This is a genomic window from Hyphobacterium sp. SN044 (genome assembly GCF_021864465.1).
Classification (GTDB): Bacteria; Pseudomonadota; Alphaproteobacteria; order Caulobacterales; family Maricaulaceae; genus Hyphobacterium.
On the sequence record NZ_JAKKUV010000011.1, the window covers coordinates 1 to 19,579 of the forward strand.

Here is a 19,579-nt window from a genome sequence, read left to right on the forward strand (position 1 = left end):
CGCATTCGCGTGAAGCCGGACCTGCATCACCCAGCCCTCCGTCTCAACGCAACATAGGCTAGCCCAGCAACGATCGCTGGGGAATCAAAACAATCGTCCGAAACGAAACACTTTCGCCGGGGTGACGTGTTGAGAGTTGGGTTCAGCCTCATCGCCTTCATCGCCTGGCACCCGGTTCAGGTGTGGCTCGGCCTGCCGATGGCGCAGCCGGTATTCCTCGATCCGGTCTTTCTCGCCATCGCGGCGCTGCTGGGTGGCGTCTGCACGATCAGCTGGCAGCGGTCCGGCTCTGTCTGGCCGCCCGTCCTGATCCACTGGCTGACGGTCTTCGGCTGGAAGGCGTTTCTGGCGGGGTGATCTTCCTTCTCCCCTCGGGGGAGAAGGTGGCCTGAAAGGCCGGATGAGGGGTTTTTTTTGAGAGTCACCCCTCACCCCTGCCCCCTCTCCCCCGAGGGGAGAGGGGAAGAGAGTTCAAACCGTCCCGGTAATCCAGCCGCCGCCGAGGACGCGGGAGCCGCCATCCTCCGGTGAATAGAAGACCGCGGCCTGGCCCGGTGCGACGCCTTCCTCTTCCGCGTCGAGGACGAGGCCGACCTTGCCGTCATTGACCGACAGGGCAGCCGGAACCGGCGGGCGGGTGGAGCGGACCTTCACGAGGACGGGTTCGCCCTCAAGCTGATGCAGCGGCGTGTCGCCGATCCAGTTCACGTCATGCAGGCGGATGCGCTTCACGCCCAGCGCCTCGCGCGGGCCGACGATGACCCGGCGGCCCGGCGCGTCGAGGCGCACGACGTAGAGCGGCTCGCCCGCCGCAATCCCGAGACCGCGGCGCTGACCGACCGTGTAGCGGATGACGCCGTCATGCTGGCCGAGGACCGTGCCGTCGACATGGACGATGTCGCCGGGTTCCGCCGCGCCGGGGCGCAGCTTTTCCACGATGGCGGCATAGTTGCCGTCCGGCACGAAACAGATGTCCTGGCTGTCCGGCTTGTCGGCGACGGCCAGGCCGAAGGCCTCGGCAAGCTGGCGCGTCTGGTCCTTCGTCAGATGCCCGAGCGGGAAGCGCAGGAAGTCGAGCTGGTCCTGCGTCGTCGCGAACAGGAAGTAGGACTGGTCCTTGCCCGGATCGGCGGCGCGGTGAAGCTCCGCGCCGTTCGGCCCGTCGACGCGCTTGATGTAGTGCCCGGTCGCCATGGCAGCGGCGCCCAGCTGCTGCGACTGGTGCAGGAGGTCGGCGAACTTGACCCGCTGGTTGCAGCGCACGCAGGGGATGGGGGTCGCGCCACCCAGATAGGTGTCGGCAAAATCCTCCATCACCGCTTCGCGGAAGCGGTTCTCGTAGTCGAGCACGTAGTGCGGGAAGCCCATTTCCTCGGCGGCGCGGCGGGCGTCGTAAATGTCCTGCCCGGCGCAGCACGCGCCCTTCTTCTTGATCATTTCGCCATGATCATAGAGCTGCAGCGTGATGCCCACGACGTCATAGCCGGCGCGGTGCAGCGCGGTGGCGGTGACGGTGGAATCCACGCCGCCGGACATGGCCACGACGACGCGGTGGCTCGCCGGTTCGCCGCCGAGTCCGAGCGGATCATCCGCCAGGCCGAAGTCTCGAAGCAGGGTGTCAGCACGCGTGTCCGCGCGCGTCAGCGTATCGGTCATCTCTCGCCTCCACCGGGGTCAAGGCCCGGAGCAAACGTTCATGGGAGGCGGCGATATAGAGGATCGGCGCGTGCGATGGAAGGGCGGGGTTAGATCGGGAACCGCCATGAGCGCCAGTCAAGAATTCTGCCCGGTAACAGAAATCCAACTGCAAATGCGACGAGCGCAATCCAGCACACGGCGATCAACGTTGTTGCGAGCGAGAGTCCCCCGATCAGAAACACTGCGCCAAACACGAAGGCGGTGCCTGAAGAGAAGAAAGCACCCCAGAGAAGGCGCATCTGGAAACCAGAGGGTTCTGAAACCTCGTCTCCATCGAGCGCGTCGGCGTCGCGGAATTCGTCCGGCACCGATGCAATGAAATCGTCGATCTCGCGCTGTTCGTCTGGATCAGGGCGCATGACGGAACCCTATCCGAAGTTGTTGCTCGCACAAGCAACTCCGTCCCGGCCTTGTGCCGGGACATACCGTCAGAGACAGGTTTGCACCGTAGGTAGGCCCCGGAATGAATCCGGGGCGAATGATGAATTTCAATATTCAGCGTCATTCCGGCGAACGCCGGAATCCAGAGGAACGGATGTTCTGGACCCCGGCTTCCGCCGGGGTGACGAAAAACAATTGAAACGTTCCCCGGTTTCGCGAAGCGAAGACCGGGGTCTAAAATTGACGTGAAAATTCTGGATCCCGGACCGGCTTCGCCGTCCGGGAAACGTCGCGGATAGCGGGAAAACTACCTCAGGAACGGCAGCAGCGAGACCTGGCTCAAGGTGGCGAAGGTGCGGGCCGAGACGTCGACCGCCGTTTGCGCCTGCTGGAAGCGCGTGGCGGCCTCGGCCATGTCGACATCCTCGATCGAGCCGATCAGGCGATCGAGATAGTCGGCCTTGTTCTGCTGGCTGGTGACCAGGCCTTCGACGCGGTTCTGCATCGCGCCGTTGGCGCCGACATAGTCGTTGATCCGGTCGAAGGCAGAGAGAATGTTCTGCATCTCGGCCTGGATGAAGGCCTGCTGGTTCGCCGTCAGCGGTCCATTGAACGGGCCATCGACGCCGGCATCGAACTCGGCAATCCGCTTGAAGGACGCCATCAGCTCGGTCCCGACATCGCTCGCGAGGACGCCGGTCTCGACCGTCAGATTGTCATCCAGCTTGACCGTGTTCTTGCGTGCCGAATTCTGGAACACGTCTCCGGCGGCCGGCGCGGCAACCAGATCCGCGAGCGAATTGGCGGTCATCGGGTCGGCGTCAGCGCGCGTGCCGCCGAAGATGTAGGCCCCGGCATATTGCGTCGACAGCGCATTGCGCGCGCTGTCGAAGGCCTCGCGCACCTGGTCCATGATGTAGGTGCCGTCGGTCGTCGTCATGGCGAGGCGAAGCTCGGTCGCCGATTCCGACAACAGGCCGAGGGCGGCATCCGTGACCTCAAGGCGGTTGGCGGTGCGCTTGGCGGCTTCCTCGTATGCTCCGGCGCGAAGCTGGGCGCCATAAGCAGCCGAGAGAGTCTCGGCGCGGTGGCCGACGCCGCGCAGATTGTCGCCGACCTTGCCGGTCGCAATCTGTTGCTGCGCCTCGTAGACGGAACGCTGGGCGCGCATCAGGTCGGCGAGCGCGGACTGGGCGGCGGCAGAGGTGGCGATGCGGGTCATGGCCTATCTCCTCAAACGAGCGACAACAGCGTGTCGGTCAGTTCCTTCGCGGCCTGAAGCAGACGCGCGGAGGCGTTGTAGGACTGCTGGTAGAGCGTCATGTTCGCAAGTTCCTCGTCGAGGCTGACGCCCTCGACATTGGCGCGCTTTTCCGCGGCGACCTGCTTCAGCGATTCCGCGCCCTGCGCCGTGCGCTCCGCCCGAGCGGAACGCGCACCGATGTCGCCGGCAAGCCGGGCCGCATAGTTTTCCAACGTCGATGTACCGCCGGAAAACCCGCCCGCCGTGCGGAAGGTCCGGGTCGAGGTCAGCGCCTGCTGCAGCGCTGCGCCGCCGCGCCCGTCGCCATTGGTCAGAACGAGATCGCCCGCGGCGCTGGCGCCGGTGATGTCGAGCTGGGCCAGCGCCAACCGTGAGGAATCGTTGCGCACCGCGTCGCGGACATTGGCCAGCTCGGCGCGGTTGGCCTTGGCCGCGAGGCCGACACCGAACATCTGCGAGAAGCTGAGACCCGTCCCGCCACGCGCCGTGGAATCCGAGGTCAGTTCGACATCGAAATTGGCGAATCCGGAGATCGGGGTCTCCACAAGGCGGCCATTGCCGTCCAGCGAGAAGGTTGCATAGCGGCCCAGCCCCGTGACGGGGTTGTTCAGCGAGGTCAGCAGATCGTTGAAGCTGGTCCCGCCGACCGTGATCGTCACGTTCTGCGCGGTACGGCCGTCCGGGGCCATGACCTTGAAGGACAGGGTCTGACCGGCGGTGAAGCCGTGCGCGTCCGCCGCCGACAGCCCGGTTTCGAAGAATTGCGGCCGGGCGGAATCGACGATGTCGTTCAGGCCGAAGAAGTGCGCGAAGCCGCGCCCGCCCCGGCTGGCCGGGGTCGCGGGATCCTGCAGCGTGGCAATGCCGTCGCCGCCCGTCGCGGAGATCGTCAGCTGGCCACCCATGAAGCTGGCCGAGCCGTTGGCGCCCAGAGCCGTGTTGATGTCGGAAACGACGTCGCCGATCGTGCCACCCGAGAAGGCCGCCGCCGCTGCGCCGTCGACCGAATAGGTGCCGGCGGTGAAGTCGATATCGATCCGCTTCACCAGCGCGCCGGTCGTGTCGACCACCGCCAAGGTGGTTGATCCGGTGAAGCCGTGCGCGTCGCCGGCCAGAAGCCCGGTATTGCGGCCCGTCAGGCTGGCGGGCGGCGGCACGGCGGAGGCATTGTTGTGCGCGGCGTTCAGCGCATCCGTGGCTCCGGCGACGAGTTCCGCGAGCTGTTCGGCGAGGGCCGGCAGTTCGCTGTCGCGCAGGTCGATCAGGCCGCGCAGTTCACCCGATGCGATGTGGGAATCAAGCTCGATGTTCGCGCCGCCGGTCTTCGAGACGATCTCGATTGGCGCGAAATTCGCTTCGTATCCGCCATTGCCCGCGGGCGCGTAGCGCAGCGTGGCGGCTTCGTTGTCGAGCAGCGGGATACCGTCACCGGTGCGCACGACGATGCGGCCATCGCTCAGGGGCTGGGTGCGGATATCGACATAGGTGGACAATTCGTCGAGCAGTTCGGCCTGACGGTTCGCCGCTCCTGTCGTATCCGACGTGTTCACCGCGAGGGATTGCACGTCCCGGTTCAGCTTCTGCAGCTCGTTCAGGATCTCGTTCATGCGCGACACGGTGGCCGAGATACGGGTCTCGGCTTCCTGACGCTGTGACCGCAATTCACCGGAGAGGCGCTTGGCCTCGTCGAAGAAGCTCTGAAGATCCGCGGCCGCCGACAGGCGCGCGACGGTCAGGGCCGGTTCAACCGAGGCGGAGTTGATCGAATTGAAGGCGCGGTGCAGGCGCGAAAAGATCGATCCCTCGTCGTCGAGACCGCCGACCTGCGACTGGAAACGGTCGAGCGCCTGCGAGGCAATGTCGGCTGCGCCCGCATCGGCCGAGGCGCGCAGCGCGGCGGCCTGCAGGTAGAGGTCTGCCACGCGCTGGACACCGGCCACGTCGACGCCCATCGCCTGGCCGCCGACATTGCGCGAGGTGAAGGTCGCGATGGTCCGCGCGTAGCCGGGCGTGTTGACGTTGGCGACGTTGTTCGAGGAGACCTGCAGGCCGACCTGGCTGGCCTGAAGTCCGGACAGCGCATTGCCGATGATCGAACTCAGCGACATGGGGCGTCCTCTCCGTTCTTATGCGCATGTGTGGAGGATTCTGCCGGGATGCTGGCAGAAATTGCCGGGCAAACGGGCGGGATCGAGGGGTGACCACTGCACCGCCGATCTCTAGCAAGTTGTTCTTTTTGAACCACTTTTCTGACCCGTTTGCTTATACGCACCCGTCATGGGCACGCGGTTTCTCGTCTGAGTGTCGCAACCGGCGGGCCAGAGTCGCACAGGGGTCCGGCTAGGCAGAATCGCCCGCCGGTGCCGGGTCGAATCTGCCGGGGCGGCAAGAAGCGCCCCGATACAGAAACTCACTTTCCTTTTGCTTTTCATATACTTGAATCCCTCCCCCATATGGCATGCCGCTTGCCAGACTTGTTCCGGGACAGGGTGCCTGGCGCCTTGAGACCGGTGGATGACAAGAGGGACGTGACCGCACCATGCATGCGGACGCTTACATTCCGGATTTTCGCGCAACGGGCGGAGCGAACGCTTCCGGCCCCGATCGGCGCGACGCCAAGGCCGGCGCGGGCGATACCGGCTTCGACGCTCTGCTCAATGAGCCCGTGCGCAACGAACCCGCACGCTCACGCGAGTCGATCACCGATCCGCGCGACCGTGGCATCGTTCCCGGCGGCCGCGGCAATCAGCGCCAGCGCCCCGACACGCCCTTCCCCGACCCTTCGCAACCGCCTCGTCCCGTCGATGGCGGCGGACAGCCCGCCGAGACCGGCGTGCTGGCACCGGAGACCGGTGGCGGGCTTCCGCCCGAACAGATTTCCACGATCCCGCCACAGACCGGAGGCGGCACTCCCCCCGAGCAGGTCGTCGCGGGTCAACCGAACATGACCGGCGGCGGAACGCCGTTTGGTAATGGCAATCTCGCGCCCTCGACGGGCGGTGGTCTCGCCCCCGAAACGGTGACGCCCGGCCCCGCGACCGGCGGTCCTCTGCCGACAGAAACCGTCACGCTTGCCCCCGCCACGGGCGGTCCCCTCCCTGCGGAGACGGGCGGACCAAACTTCACGACCGGTGGCGGCACGCCGCAACAGACCGCGACGCTCGAACCGGCGGTGTCGGGCGGACAGCCCCCTGAGCCAGGTGGCCAGGCAGCGCGCACCGGCGGCGGCCTTCCCGCCGAGCAGGGGACGCTTGCACCGAACGCTTCGACCGGCGCACAGGCCGATCCCGTCACTGCCGCCGACGGCAAGCCGAGCGCCAACGCCAAGGAGGCTGGCGAATCCGGCAAGGCCGCCGTCCAGCCGCAACAGGCAGCGCAGCCGGCCGGAAATGGTCCTGCCGCCGGCACGGCCACGGGCACAGGCGCAACGAATGCCAACACGGCGGCTCAGACGGCTCCTGGTCAGACAGCGAATGCCACACCCGCGATCACGCCGGAGCAGGCCGCCGCCGCTGCCGCTGCAGCACCGCAGGACACGGGTCGTCCGCGCGCCATTCTCGAAAAACCGGCCGCGAACGGCGCGAATGCCGCTGCCGCGAAGCCGGGCGTTGCGCCGGCCTCACCCGAGGCGCAAACCAGCGCCCAGCCGCAGACCCAACCGGCCGCGCGTCCGGATCGTCCGGTCCTGCCATCGCAAGCCAGTGATGTTGCGCGCAATGCGATCGAGCGCAACGCCGCCCCTGCCGAGCAGCCGCGCGCCGCCGAACCGGCACCCCTGCCCGACGGCGATTTCGATACCGAATTGACCCTCCAGCGTCAGGCGGCCGACATCCGGTCGGCCGATGCCGCACTCCGGTCCCACAACGCACAAGGCCCGCGCCTGCCGGCCAACGCCGCGCCGGGTCTCGCCGCGCACATCGCGCGCAGTTTCCACCAGGGACAGCGCCAGTTCGAGATCCGCATGGATCCCCCGGAACTCGGCCGGGTGGAGGTCAAGCTTCAGGTCAATTCCAATGACAACCGCGTCCATGCGGTGCTGAGCGCGGAGCGGCCGGAAACGTTGGCCGATCTGCAGCGTTCGGCTCGCGAGCTGGAACGCGCCCTGGCCGATGCCGGGCTCGATCTGTCGGAGAATGGCCTGCAGTTCGAACTTTCGCAGGGCGGCGAGGATGCCGCCGACACTTTCGACCCGTCCGGTGACGGGTTTGCCGTTTATTCCGATGCCGCACCGAGCGGTGCCGTTGCCGATCCTGCTGCCGGTGCGTTGACCCGGCTTTACGGGTTTGCGCTGTCCGGCGCCTCCGGCATCGATGTGAGAATATGAGGAGCGCGACATGACTGACACGTCCGCCGTTGGCCAGGCTTTCGGCTCCGCGAACGGGAATTCCCAGGTCCGGCTCGCCGAGAATTTCGAGATGTTCCTGACCCTGCTCACCGAGCAGATGAAGAATCAGGACCCGCTGAGCCCACTGGATTCGACCCAGTTCGTGGACCAGCTCGTCAGCTTTTCCAGCGTCGAGCAACAGATCGCCTCGAACCAGAATCTGGAATCGCTGCTGGTGATCCAGTCCGCCGCCGCGCAAGGGGCCTCGATCGGCTTCCTCGGCCGCATGGCGACCGTGGATTCTCCGCAGACCGCGCTGACCGAGGGCCAGGCGGAGTGGAGCTACACCCTGCCGGACCAGTCAACGCAGACCGAGCTGGTCGTGCGCGATGCGACGGGCCGCGTCGTGGCGCGCCTCGAAGGCGAGACCGATCCGGGACGCCACACGCTGAGCTGGGACGGCACGGACGGCAGCGGCAATGCGCTGGACGACGGGCTCTACACGCTGACGGTCAACGCGCTCGACGCCGAAGGCGAAACCATGTCGTCGAGCGTCAGCTCGACCGCCCGCGTGACCGGCGTCGACCTGTCAGGCTCCGAAGTCATCATCGAGATGGGACAGCTTCGCGTCCCGCTCTCATCCATTCGCGCCCTTCGTGAGGGTGCGGCAGTCTAGCGAAGAACCGGGCCATTCAAGGTCCGGCACGGCACGCGCAGAATCCGCGGGCGGTGGGGTTTCAACAACAGCAGAACGCTCCTTTTCACCGAATGGGGAGCTCAAAGTCATGAGTATCAATTCCGCCCTCTGGGCCGGTGCGTCGGGCCTGCTGGCCAATTCCAGCGCGCTCGCTGCAATTTCCGACAACATCGCGAACGTCAACACGGTGGGCTACAAGCGCGCCGCGACGACGTTCTCGCCGCTCTATGAAAGCCGGGGCGCAGCCTCGCGCTATGCCGCGGGCGGCGTGTCCTCGATCAATCGCCTCGAAATCTCGCGTGGCGGCCTTCTGACGCCGGGCAGTTCGGCGACCGATCTGGCCATTTCCGGCGAAGGCTTCTTCGTGGTCCGGAACGCCTCGCAAACGACATCGACGACCGACCCGGTCTATTTCAGCCGCGCCGGCCGCTTCGAAGCGGACGCCAACGGCTTCCTGCGCAATGATGCCGGCCTGTTCCTCTATGGCTGGCCGGTCGGGGCAGACGGGTCGATCACCCGCAACCCGTCCGACCTCAACTCGCTCGAGGCGATCAATCTCTCAGCGATTGGCGGTGCGGCGGAGCAGACGTCGAATGTCTCAGTGAATGCCAATCTGCAGGCCAGCCAGACGGTTTCGGCCGACGAGGCGACCTATACCGCCGGGACATCGGCCACGAACATGGCGTCCGGTGCCGTGACGCCGGACTTCCAGCGTTCGATCCAGGTCTATGACAGCCAGGGCGGTGCCCGCACCATCACGCTGTCGCTTCTGAAGAGTGCGACCGCCAATCAGTGGCATGCCGAACTGCATGTCGAACCGGCCAGCGATGTGACCACGGGAGCGGGCCTGGTCGACGGCCAGATCGCGACCGGCATCGTCGCCTTCGATGCCAATGGCGATCTCGACCTGACCAACACCACCCTTCCGACGACGCTCGATTTCCTGGCCTCGGCCAATGCCGGGGCGCTTGGCGCGACGCAGTTCCAGTGGGCTTCGGGTGAAGGCATCGCCGCCCAGTCGATCAACCTCTTCCTCGGCTCGGCGACCCAGCCGGGCGGTCTGACGCAGTATGACAGTCCGTCCGTCCTGCTCTCGACGCAGGTCGACGGCGCGGTCTTCGGCGACTTTTCGGGCGTGGAAGTCGACGGCGAAGGCGTTGTCTTTGCCAAGTTCGACAATGGTATCGTCCGCCGGATCTACCAGATCCCGGTCGCGACCTTCGTGAACCCGAACGGCCTGGCCGCGGAATCGGGCGGCACGTATTCGATCACGCCGGACAGCGGCACGTTCACGCTGAACGCGCCGGGCAATGGCGGCTCGGGTGCGATCGCCTCCTCGACGCTGGAAAACTCCAATGTCGACCTCGCGACCGAGTTCACCTCGCTGATCACAACACAGCGCGCCTATTCCGCATCGTCGAAAATCATCACGACTGCTGACGAGATGATGGACGAAGCGATCCGCATGAAGCGGTAATTCCGCTGATTCCGCATTGAGTTGAGGGGACCTCCGGCACAATCACCGGGGGTCCTTTCATTTTTAGCGATAGCGTTAATTGCAAATTTACGACGGATTTCAGGGGTTTGTTAAAAGCCCTGCGTTAGGGTGCCCCCAACAACAAAAACACAAACCGTCAAAAACCAGGGTGTGTGGGGTTCGTATCATGCAAACGCGTCTGCGCCGCGAAAACTTTGTCATTGGACCGGACGGCAGTCCCCTGACGCTGGCGGACCTGCCAGCGCCCTCCACGCAGCGCTGGGTCATCCGCCGCAAGGCCGAAGTTGTTGCCGCGGTGCGGGGCGGTCTCCTGTCGCTCGAGGATGCCTGCGAACGCTACCGCCTCAGCGTCGAGGAATTCCTCGGCTGGCAACGCGCCATCGACCGGCATGGCCTGGCCGGGCTGCGCACGACGCGGGTTCAGCAATACCGCTAGTTTCCCGTCGCTGACTCTCTTCCCCTGAGATCACAGCGTCCACGGACGGCGGCCCGGGCCACCCCCCGGCCGCCGTCTTCATGTGCATTCACCTGAAATCGATTTCCCGCAATTAAACCCTCGTTTACGCGGCTGGTGGGAAAAATCTGCCCAGTGACCGGTTCGACGTGACCGGCGGGGACGGATTTCAGGGCGGATCGCGCGTGAACGGACTTCTCGATCAATTGAGATCAATCGGCCCCATGCGGCTGATCGCCATCTTCGGATTGGCGGCCGGACTGGCCATGGCGCTGGTCTTCTTCTCGACGAATCTTGGCGGCGGCAGCCAGTCGCTGCTCTATTCCAGCCTGTCCGCCTCCGACGCGGCGGCGGCGAGCGAGCGTCTCGATGAAGCCGGCATTCCATACGAATTCCGCAATGGCGGCAGCTCGATCTACGTTCCGCGCGACCAGGTCGACGAGGCCCGGGTCCGCGTTGCCAGCGGCGGCGCACTCGGCTTCGGCTCGGTCGGCTACGAGATCTTCGACAATTCCGACGCACTCGGCACGACCAGCTTCGTGCAGAATCTCAACGCCAAGCGCGCGCTTGAAGGCGAACTGGCCCGCACGATCCAGTCTCTGGAGGGCGTCGCCACGGCGCGCGTTCACCTTGTCCTGCCGGAACGCCGCCTGTTCGAACGCGAATCAACGCCGCCGAGCGCGGTCATCACGATCGAGGCCCGAGGCGAGCTGAATGACCGCCAGCTGTCCATCGTCCGGAATATCGTCGCGAGCGCCGTGCCCAATCTCGAGCCGGGCCAGGTGACGGTGGCCGACACAACCGGCCGGTACTTCGTCGGTCCCAATCCGGGCGATGAAACCGGAGCCGCAGTGATCGACGATCGCCGCGAACAGGTCGAAGAGCAATTGCGTCAGCGGATCCTCAATATCGTCGAAGGTGTGGTCGGCGCGGGCGGGGCGCGGGTGCAGGTCTCCGCCGACCTCGACCGCACTTCGATCACCGAAAGCCGAGAAATCTTCGATCCGGAAGGCCAGGTCATCCTGTCGCGTGACCGGACCGAGGAGGAATCGCTCGACACGGAAGGCAATGATGGCGCGGTGTCGGCCTCGGAAAACCTACCGGAAGAAGCGCAGGGCAATGGCAGCGAACCGCGTGTCGCTTCCACCCGGACCAATTCGCGCGACGTGGTGAATTACGAGAATTCACGCACCACAAGGACCGAGGTCCGCGAAGCCGGCGCGATCGAGCGTCTGTCCGTCGCAGTCGCCGTCGACGGCGTCTGGGAGACCGGCGAAGACGGCACGGTCACCTATCGCGAACGCACGCCGGAAGAGATGCAGCGCATCGAGGCATTGGTGCGCGGGGCGATGGGCTTCGTGAACAACGAGGTCCGTCAGGACTCGCTCGAGGTTACCAACGTCCAGTTCGCCCGCGCCGATCCTTCGCTCGGCACGCCTGCGACAGGCGGCTTCTCCTTTTCCAAGGACGACATGATGCGCGCGGCGGAGATCGCCGTGATGTTCATCACCGCCCTCCTCGTCATCTTCCTCGTCGCCCGCCCGCTGGCGAAAGGCGCGGGATCCGCGCCGCAGCTCGCCGTCGCAGGCGCCGGTGCAGGGGAAGCTGGCGCGGCGGTAGCCGGTCCCTTGCAACAAGGCGCGGTCGCCGGTCAGGCCGCGGCATCGGGCGGAAGCCTGCCTGCACCCGAGGAATACGATTCCGGCATCGACATCGCGAAAATCGACGGCCAGGTGAAGAAGTCGTCCGTGAAGAAGGTCGCTGGCATCGTCGAACAGCACCCGGAAGAATCCATGTCCATCCTGCGCACCTGGATGCATGAGGGCTGATCATGGCACGCGAACCGAAACGCATGATCGAAGATCCCAACCGCCTCTCCGGCCCGGAGAAGGCTGCGGTGATCCTGCTCGCGCTCGGCGACGAGGAGCACAAGCTCTGGGAGATGATGGACGAGGAAGAGATCCGCGAGGTCTCCTCGGCCATGTCCAATCTCGGCAATGTCTCCTCGAAGGTCGTCGAGAAGCTGATCGTGGACTTCGCCGGGCAGATGTCGTCCGGCGGTTCGGTCATGGGCTCGTTCGAGGCGACCCAGCGCCTGCTCAACGGCTTCCTGCCCGAGGGCAAGGTCGAAACCATCATGGAAGAGCTGCGCGGTCCCGCCGGCCGGACCATGTGGGACAAGCTGGGCAATGTGAACGAAGTCGTTCTCGCCAACTACCTCAAGAATGAGTACCCGCAGACCGTCGCCGTGGTGCTGTCGAAGGTGAAGGGCGAGCACGCCGCGCGCGTGCTGGCCGCCCTGCCCGAGGACTTCGCGCTGGAAGTGGTGATGCGGATGCTCCGTATGGAGCCGGTCCAGCGGGAAATCCTCGACAAGATCGAGGAAACGCTGCGGACCGAATTCATGTCGAACCTGGCGCGGACCTCGAAGCGCGACAGCCACGAGATGATGGCCGACATCTTCAACAATTTCGACCGACAGACCGAGAACCGCTTCCTGGCTTCGCTTGAAGAACGCAATCGCGATTCGGCGGAGAAGATCCGTGCCCTGATGTTTGTCTTCGAAGACCTGTCGAAGCTCGACCCGGGCAGCATCCAGACGCTGTTGCGCGCGGTCGACAAGGACCAGCTGGCGCTGGCGCTGAAGGGGGCCTCGGATTCCCTGCGCGACCTGTTCTTCTCGAACATGTCGGAACGCGCCGCGAAGATCATGAAGGACGACATGGCCGCGATGGGCCCGGTGCGCCTGCGCGATGTGGACCAGGCGCAGCAGGCCATGGTCGCGGCCGCCAAGGACCTCGCTGCCAAGGGCGAAATCATGATCGCCGACGGCGGCGGCGACGACGAACTCATCTACTAGGGACGGAACGCACCATGACGCAGAAATTCGCCTTCTCGACGGTCTTCTCCGAAAGCGGGGAAGTGCTGCGCGATGGCGATCGCGTGCGCCGAATCCTGACCGAGGAAGAAGTTGCCGAGGCCAAGAAGATTGCCTTCTCGGAAGGGGAATCGAGCCAGGTCGCGCGCGCCGCCCAGACCGAAGCCGATGCGATGCGGGCCATCGCCTCGCAGATGCAGCTGATCCTGACCCGTCTGCACGGCGAGAGCGAAACGCTGCGGGCCGACGCTGCCAAGCTGGCTATCGCGGCCTCGAGCAAGATCGCCGGCGCGGCGCTGGACAATTTCGCCGCAGATACGGTCGCCGCCCTGGCCGCCGAGGCCATGGGCGAGTTGCGCGGCGAACCGCGCCTGTCCGTTCATTGCGCGCCCGAGCTGGAAGCTCCGTTGTCGGACAAGCTGGCCGAGGTGGCGCAGCGGAGCGGGTTCGAAGGGGCCGTCACGGTGCGCGGCGAAGCCGGCCTGACCGGAGCGGACTGCCGCCTCGAATGGCGGCGCGGCAGCATTTCCCGGTCGCACGAGGAAATCGCCGAACGGCTCGACGCGCTCGTCATGAAGTGGCTTGAGCGCGGGCCGGAAGAATCCACCGCCACGGACGATGTTTCGTCGTCTGACGGCGAAGCAGACACGCACGCTGCGTGAGGAGAGACACGATGGCCGACGACAAGGATCTCGATCTGCCGGAATTCAGCGGTGACGCCTCCGAGCGGAACGCGCCCGTCCCGGCGCCGCAGACGGCCAGTCTGGCCGAAACGCTGGCCGATGACGACGAGAAGACCGCAGTCGATCTGGAACCGGTCTTCGATGTCCCGGTCAACGTCTCGGCCGTGCTCGGCAAGGTTCAACTCGATGTGCATTCGCTTCTGAAGCTCAAGGCCGGTTCGGTCGTCGAGCTCGACCGGAAGGTGGGCGAAGCGATCGACATCTACGTCAACAACCGTCTGGTCGCGCGCGGCGAAGTCGTCGTCGTGGACGAACGTCTCGGGGTGACCATGACGGAAATCATCAAGGACGGAGACAGCAACTGATGACCGTCTCCATCCGTACACAGAAGGAGGGTTGAGCCATGCGAGTGCTCATCGTCGGAAGCCTCGGCGGACAACTCCACACGGCCACCAAGATCGCCATCGACCGCGGCGCGCGCGTCGCGCAGGTCGACACGGTGGCCCAGGCCACATCCCACCTCCGCGCCGGGCGAGGCGCCGATCTGCTCATGGTCGACGCGGCGCTCGACATCCAGGCGCTGATTGCCGCCAATGAGGCCGAGCGGATCACCGTTCCGGTCGTCGCCTGCGGCGTGAACATCACACCGGAAGCGGCCGCTGCCGCCATCCGGGCCGGCGCAAAGGAATTCATCCCGCTGCCGCCCGACGCGGAACTGATCGCTGCCGTGCTCGAAGCCGTCGCCGACGACGAACGGCCGATGATCGCGCGTGACCCGGCGATGAAGCAGGTCATCGAGCTGGCCGACCGTATCGCTGCCTCCGACGCGTCGGTCCTCATCACCGGTGAGAGCGGTTCGGGCAAGGAAGTGATGGCCCGCTACGTCCATTCTCGGTCGAAGCGCGCGTCGAAACCCTTCGTCTCGGTGAACTGTGCCGCGATCCCGGAAAACCTCCTCGAGTCAGAGCTCTTCGGTCACGAGAAGGGCGCGTTCACGGGCGCCGTCGCGCGCCGGGTCGGCAAGTTCGAAGAGGCCGATGGCGGCACGCTGCTGCTCGACGAGATTTCCGAAATGGATGCGCGGCTGCAGGCCAAGCTGCTGCGCGCGCTGCAGGAACGGGAGATCGACAGGGTCGGCGGCGCGCAGCCGGTGAAAGTCAATATCCGCGTGCTCGCCACCTCGAACCGCGACCTGAACAAGGCCGTCGCCGAGGGCACATTCCGCGAAGACCTGCTCTTCCGCCTGAATGTCGTGAACCTGGCGCTGCCGCCACTTCGGGAACGCCCGGCCGACATTGTTGCCATGGCCGAGCATTTCGCGAAGAAGTACGCCGCCGCCAACGGCATCGGCGACCGGCCGATTTCCGACGCCGCGCGCGGTGCGCTGACCGCCCGGCCCTGGCCCGGCAACGTCCGCGAACTGGAAAACACGATGCACCGCGCCGTGCTGCTGGCGTCCGGCACCGAAATCGGTCCGGAAGCCATCCGCATGCCGGACGGCTCGCTCTTCTCCGGCGGTCCGGCGGGCAGCGTTGCCAATCGCGCGGCCCAGGCCGCCGACGAGGCTCAGCGCACCATGGTCGGCCGCACGGTCGCGGACGTCGAACAAGACCTGATCCTCGAAACGCTGGATCATTGCCTTGGCAACCGGACCCATGCCGCAAACATTCTGGGCATTTCGATCCGTACACTGAGAAACAAGCTGAAGCTCTACACCGAGCAGGGCATCACCGTGCCGGCTCCGGGCGATACGCGCGCCGGCGCCGCTTAAGAAACTGAATGGCCGATACGACCTCCTCCAGCCCGGTTTCGGGCCAGGGTTTCGACCTGCGCGCCTTCGTGATGAAGGGCATGCGCGGGGATGTCGCGCTTGCGATCGGCATCATGGGCATCCTCGTGATGCTCATTCTGCCGATGCCGCGAGTCCTGCTAGACATGGCGCTCGCGATCTCGATCTCGCTGTCCGTCCTAGTGCTGATGACCGCGCTTTTCATCAAGAAACCGCTGGAATTCAGCGCGTTTCCGGCGGTCCTGCTGATCACGACGCTCTTGCGCCTGGGGCTGAACATCGCTTCGACCCGCCTGATCCTGTCGAACGGCGCCGAGGGCACGGACGCGGCAGGTGAGATCATCGAGGCGTTTGGCGCCTTCGTGATGCAGGGCAATGTCGTCATCGGCATCATCGTTTTCGTTATCCTCGTCATCGTGAACTTCGTCGTCATCACGAAGGGGTCGGGCCGGATCGCGGAAGTCGCCGCCCGCTTCACCCTCGACGCGATGCCCGGCAAGCAGATGGCGATCGACGCCGATCTGTCCGCCGGACTGATCACCGAGGAAGAGGCGCGCGAGCGGCGCAAGTCGCTGGAAGGCGAATCCAACTTCTTCGGCGCGATGGACGGTGCCTCGAAATTCGTTCGCGGCGACGCGGTGGCCGGCATCCTGATCACCGCGATCAACCTGATCGCCGGGATGATCGTCGGCATCGCCCAGTCGGGCATGACGTTCGCCGACGCGGCCAGCACCTATTCGACGCTGACGATCGGCGACGGTCTCGTCTCCCAGATCCCGGCTCTGATCGTGTCGGTCGCGGCGGGCCTGCTTGTCTCCAAGGCGGGCGTCGAGGGCGAGGCCGACAAGGCGCTCGCCAAGCAACTCGGTGCCAATCCGCAGGTGCTTGGCATGGTCGCGGGTTGCGCCCTGATCATCGGCCTCCTGCCCGGCATGCCGCTCATCCCCTTCACCTTCATGGCCGCAGGCGCAGGCGGGCTCGCCTGGACCGCCTGGCGGGCGCAGAAGGAAACCGCCAAGAAAGCCGAGGTCGCCGCCGAACGCGAGGCGATGAAGACCGAGCCGGAAGAGGCACCGATCGGCGAGACGCTGGCGATCGACGAGCTGAAGATCGAGCTGGGTTATGCCCTGCTGCCGCTGATCAACGACGTCGAAGGCCGCCGCCTGACCGACCAGATCCGCGCCCTGCGCCGGACGCTGGCGCAGGACACCGGCTTCGTCATGCCGTCGGTGCGCATCGTCGACAACATGCGCCTTGGGTCGAACGAGTACGTGCTGCGCGTGAAGGAGATGGAGGCCGGACGCGGCGAGGTGCGTCTGAAGCAGCTGCTCGTCATGGATCCGCAAGGCATGCAGATCGACCTGCCCGGCGATCACGTGAAGGAACCGGCCTTCGGCCTGCCCGCGACCTGGATCGACGAGACTCTCCGCGAGGAAGCGGCCTTCCGCGGCTATACGGTCGTGGACCCCGCCGCGGTGCTGGTCACCCATATGACCGAAGCGCTGCGCGACCACATGCCGGACCTCCTCTCCTATGCCGAGATGGAAAAGCTGATCGAAGGTCTGGGCAAGGAACACCGCAAGCTGGTCGACGACATTACGCCGTCGCAGATTTCCCGCGCCGGCATCCAGCGCATCCTGCAGAACCTCCTGAAGGAGCGCGTCTCGATCCGCGATCTGCCGTCCATCCTCGAAGGCATCGCGGAGGCCAGCTCGCACACGCAGAATCTCGACGCGATCACCGAGCATGTCCGCGGCCGCCTTGCGCGTCAGATCTGCCATGCCAATCGCGGGCCGGACGGTCTTCTCCCGGTTCTGGCGCTGTCGCCGCAATGGGAACAGGCCTTCGCCGAGGCGATGGTCGGCGACGGGGACCGGCGACAGCTCGCCCTCGCCCCGTCGAAGCTGCATGAATTCGTCGGCTCGGTGCGCGACTCCTTCGAGCGTGCCGCCGAACAGGGACAGACCCCGGCGCTGCTGACCAGCCCGACGGCACGCCCCTATGTGCGTTCGCTGGTCGAGCGCTTCCGCCCGCAGACCGTGGTGATGAGCCAGAACGAGATCCACCCGACCGCGCGGCTGAAGACGATGGGGCATGTGTAAAAGATGCGGCTGATGACCTTCTCCGGACCGTCGCTGACCGACGTGATGGCACAGGTGCGCCGGGATCTGGGCCCTGACGCCGTGATCATCTCGACCGGCAACCGGGCGGGTGGCGGGATCGAGGTCCGCGCCGCCGCCGAGGGGCCGCGCTTCGGCGAGGTAAAGGACGCCCCGCGCCTGCGTGCCAGCCGCGAGAGCGAGACCCAGCGCCGCGCCCGCCCCTCACCTGAAGACGACAATCACCTCGCGGAAATCCTCGCCTTCCACGGCGTGCCGCAGCGCGCCGCCGATGCGCTGGCCAAGGCCGCGCGGCAATTCGAGGACCGGGGCGATACCGCCGCCCTCGCCGCGGCGCTGGAGGCGCGCTACCGCTTTCGTCCCTGCCCGCCTGTCGCCGAACGCCCGCTCCTGATCGCGGGTGCGCCGGGCGCGGGCAAGACCTCCGTCCTGGCCAAGCTGGCCGCGCGCGCCGTGGCCGAGGGCGCGCAACCCATTCTCGTCTCCGCCGATCCGGAACGCGCCGGGGCCGAAGCCCGGCTGCAGGAACTCGCCGGAAAGCTGCGCCTCGAATTCGCCTCCTGTGACGATCCCCGAGAGCTGGCCCAGCTGGCCAATGACGCCGAAGCGCCGCTCCTGATCGACGCGCCGGCGTCCAACCCGTTCGATGTCGACGATCTCGACATGCTGCACGCCTTCGCCGCACCGTCGGACGCGGAAATCGTGGCCGTCGTCGATGCCGGGCAATCGGCCGAAGATGCCGGAGACGCTGCCGCGATGTTCGCCGCCATCGGCGCGAACCGGGTGGTCCTGACCAAGCTCGATTGCGCGCGGCGGCTCGGGGCCGTTGTCGCTGCGGGTGAGGCCGGGCTCGCCTACGCCCAGATTTCCGCCAGCCCCTATATTGGCTCCGGCCTCGCGCCGGCGACGCCGCTGAGGCTGGCGCGCACCCTGCTCGACGAACGCGACCTGCCCGCGAATGCGGAAGAGGGAGAGGCCTGATGAAGATTCCGGTCAAGACGTCTTCCACCGGACCGGCGGGGCGCATGCTCGCGATCGCGTCCGGCAAGGGCGGGGTCGGCAAGACCGCGCTCGCCTCCGCGCTCGCCGGGGCGTTCTCGCTCAAGGGCGAGCAGACGCTCCTGATCGACGGCGATCTCGGCATGGCGAATATCGACGTTCAGCTGGGCCTGCAGCCCGATGCCGATCTGGCCGCGGTGCTGGCCGGGGAAGTCCTGCTGGAAGACGCGGTTCAACGCGTGATGGGCGGTGCCATCCGCGCGGGCGGGTTCGACGTGATTTCCGGCCGCTCCGGGTCCGGCGCGCTGGCCGACCTCAAGGTCGAAGCCGTCGGAAGGCTGGCGGCCGGGATTGCCGCGCTGTCGCTCTATTACGACCGGGCGATTCTCGACCTGGCCGCAGGAGCGGATCATTCCACGCTGCGTCTCGCCATGGCGGCGGACGACGTGATCATCGTGATCAATGACGAGCCGACCTCGCTGACCGACGCCTATGCCTTCGTGAAGACGCTGCGCCGCCGCGATGACAGCGCCGCGCCGCTGGTCGTGGTCAACAATGCGCCGTCGAAAGAGGCCGCGCTGTCGGCCTATGGCGCCTTCCGCAAGACGTGCGAGAGCTTCCTCGGGTTCACGCCGCAACTGGCCGGTACGATCGCGCATGACATGGCGATCCCGGACGCGATCCGGGCGCAGATGCCGCTCGTCCAGCGCCACCCGAATTGCGAGGCCTTCCGCGACGTCGAAAAGCTCGTCGGGCATCTCGCGCAGGGCCGCGAAGCAGCCTAAACTCTGGTT

At 66.1% G+C, this 19,579-nt stretch carries 17 protein-coding genes; 13 read left to right on the forward strand and 4 right to left on the reverse strand.

Annotated features, from left to right (window positions below; genetic code table 11):
* Positions 1–129 precede the first annotated feature (129 nt).
* Positions 130–357 (forward strand): type II CAAX prenyl endopeptidase Rce1 family protein, encoded by a 228-nt coding sequence (locus tag L5876_RS12860; protein WP_236956762.1) that lies wholly within the window; start codon positions 130–132, stop codon positions 355–357.
* Between the two features lie 114 nt (positions 358–471).
* On the opposite strand, the gene mnmA is transcribed toward L5876_RS12860, so the two are convergent.
* From mnmA to flgK, 4 genes are all read right to left on the reverse strand, one after another.
* Entirely contained in the window at positions 472–1,656 is a 1,185-nt protein-coding gene (gene mnmA / locus L5876_RS12865) for a tRNA 2-thiouridine(34) synthase MnmA (RefSeq protein ID WP_236956763.1), read from the reverse strand.
* Positions 1,657–1,745: 89 nt separating this feature from the next.
* Positions 1,746–2,057 carry a hypothetical protein gene (locus L5876_RS12870; protein WP_236956764.1) on the reverse strand — a complete coding sequence of 104 codons (312 nt, stop codon included), beginning with the start codon at positions 2,055–2,057 and terminating at the stop codon, positions 1,746–1,748.
* 329 nt (positions 2,058–2,386) lie between these two features.
* Positions 2,387–3,301, reverse strand: coding sequence for a flagellin (locus L5876_RS12875; RefSeq protein WP_236956765.1), 915 nt, complete (start codon positions 3,299–3,301; stop codon positions 2,387–2,389).
* Positions 3,302–3,312: 11 nt separating this feature from the next.
* Positions 3,313–5,451 (reverse strand): flagellar hook-associated protein FlgK, encoded by a 2,139-nt coding sequence (flgK, locus tag L5876_RS12880; RefSeq protein WP_236956766.1) that lies wholly within the window; start codon positions 5,449–5,451, stop codon positions 3,313–3,315.
* Between the two features lie 431 nt (positions 5,452–5,882).
* On the opposite strand from flgK, the gene L5876_RS12885 reads away from it, so the two are divergent.
* From L5876_RS12885 to L5876_RS12940, 12 genes are all read left to right on the forward strand, one after another.
* The gene (locus tag L5876_RS12885) at positions 5,883–7,667 is read left to right on the forward strand and encodes a flagellar hook-length control protein FliK (RefSeq protein WP_236956767.1); all 1,785 of its coding nucleotides are present in this window, start codon (positions 5,883–5,885) and stop codon (positions 7,665–7,667) included.
* 10 nt (positions 7,668–7,677) lie between these two features.
* The gene (locus L5876_RS12890; RefSeq protein WP_236956768.1) at positions 7,678–8,343 is read left to right on the forward strand and encodes a flagellar hook assembly protein FlgD; all 666 of its coding nucleotides are present in this window, start codon (positions 7,678–7,680) and stop codon (positions 8,341–8,343) included.
* Between the two features lie 109 nt (positions 8,344–8,452).
* The gene (locus tag L5876_RS12895; protein WP_236956769.1) at positions 8,453–9,841 is read left to right on the forward strand and encodes a flagellar hook protein FlgE; all 1,389 of its coding nucleotides are present in this window, start codon (positions 8,453–8,455) and stop codon (positions 9,839–9,841) included.
* A 187-nt stretch (positions 9,842–10,028) separates the two neighbouring features.
* Positions 10,029–10,298 (forward strand): DUF1153 domain-containing protein, encoded by a 270-nt coding sequence (locus tag L5876_RS12900; RefSeq protein ID WP_039712063.1) that lies wholly within the window; start codon positions 10,029–10,031, stop codon positions 10,296–10,298.
* A gap of 203 nt (positions 10,299–10,501) precedes the next feature.
* Positions 10,502–12,145: a flagellar basal-body MS-ring/collar protein FliF gene (fliF, locus tag L5876_RS12905; protein ID WP_336886698.1), complete on the forward strand. Its 1,644-nt coding sequence runs from the start codon at positions 10,502–10,504 to the stop codon at positions 12,143–12,145.
* Positions 12,146–12,147: 2 nt separating this feature from the next.
* On the forward strand, positions 12,148–13,176 hold the full coding sequence (fliG, locus tag L5876_RS12910) for a flagellar motor switch protein FliG (protein ID WP_236956771.1): 1,029 nt from the start codon (positions 12,148–12,150) through the stop codon (positions 13,174–13,176).
* Between the two features lie 14 nt (positions 13,177–13,190).
* The gene (locus tag L5876_RS12915; protein WP_236956772.1) at positions 13,191–13,856 is read left to right on the forward strand and encodes a FliH/SctL family protein; all 666 of its coding nucleotides are present in this window, start codon (positions 13,191–13,193) and stop codon (positions 13,854–13,856) included.
* An 11-nt stretch (positions 13,857–13,867) separates the two neighbouring features.
* On the forward strand, positions 13,868–14,242 hold the full coding sequence (gene fliN / locus L5876_RS12920; protein ID WP_236956773.1) for a flagellar motor switch protein FliN: 375 nt from the start codon (positions 13,868–13,870) through the stop codon (positions 14,240–14,242).
* Positions 14,243–14,280: 38 nt separating this feature from the next.
* Positions 14,281–15,648, forward strand: coding sequence for a sigma-54-dependent Fis family transcriptional regulator (locus L5876_RS12925; protein ID WP_236956774.1), 1,368 nt, complete (start codon positions 14,281–14,283; stop codon positions 15,646–15,648).
* 71 nt (positions 15,649–15,719) lie between these two features.
* Positions 15,720–17,768 (forward strand): flagellar biosynthesis protein FlhA, encoded by a 2,049-nt coding sequence (flhA, locus tag L5876_RS12930; protein ID WP_370469069.1) that lies wholly within the window; start codon positions 15,720–15,722, stop codon positions 17,766–17,768.
* Positions 17,769–17,780: 12 nt separating this feature from the next.
* Positions 17,781–18,767, forward strand: coding sequence for a flagellar biosynthesis-like protein (FlhF) (locus L5876_RS12935; RefSeq protein WP_236956776.1), 987 nt, complete (start codon positions 17,781–17,783; stop codon positions 18,765–18,767).
* Positions 18,767–19,570, forward strand: a complete 804-nt coding sequence (locus L5876_RS12940) for an AAA family ATPase (protein ID WP_236956777.1) — start codon at positions 18,767–18,769, stop codon at positions 19,568–19,570. The genes L5876_RS12935 and L5876_RS12940 overlap by 1 nt, the downstream gene beginning before the upstream one ends.
* Positions 19,571–19,579 lie beyond the last annotated feature (9 nt).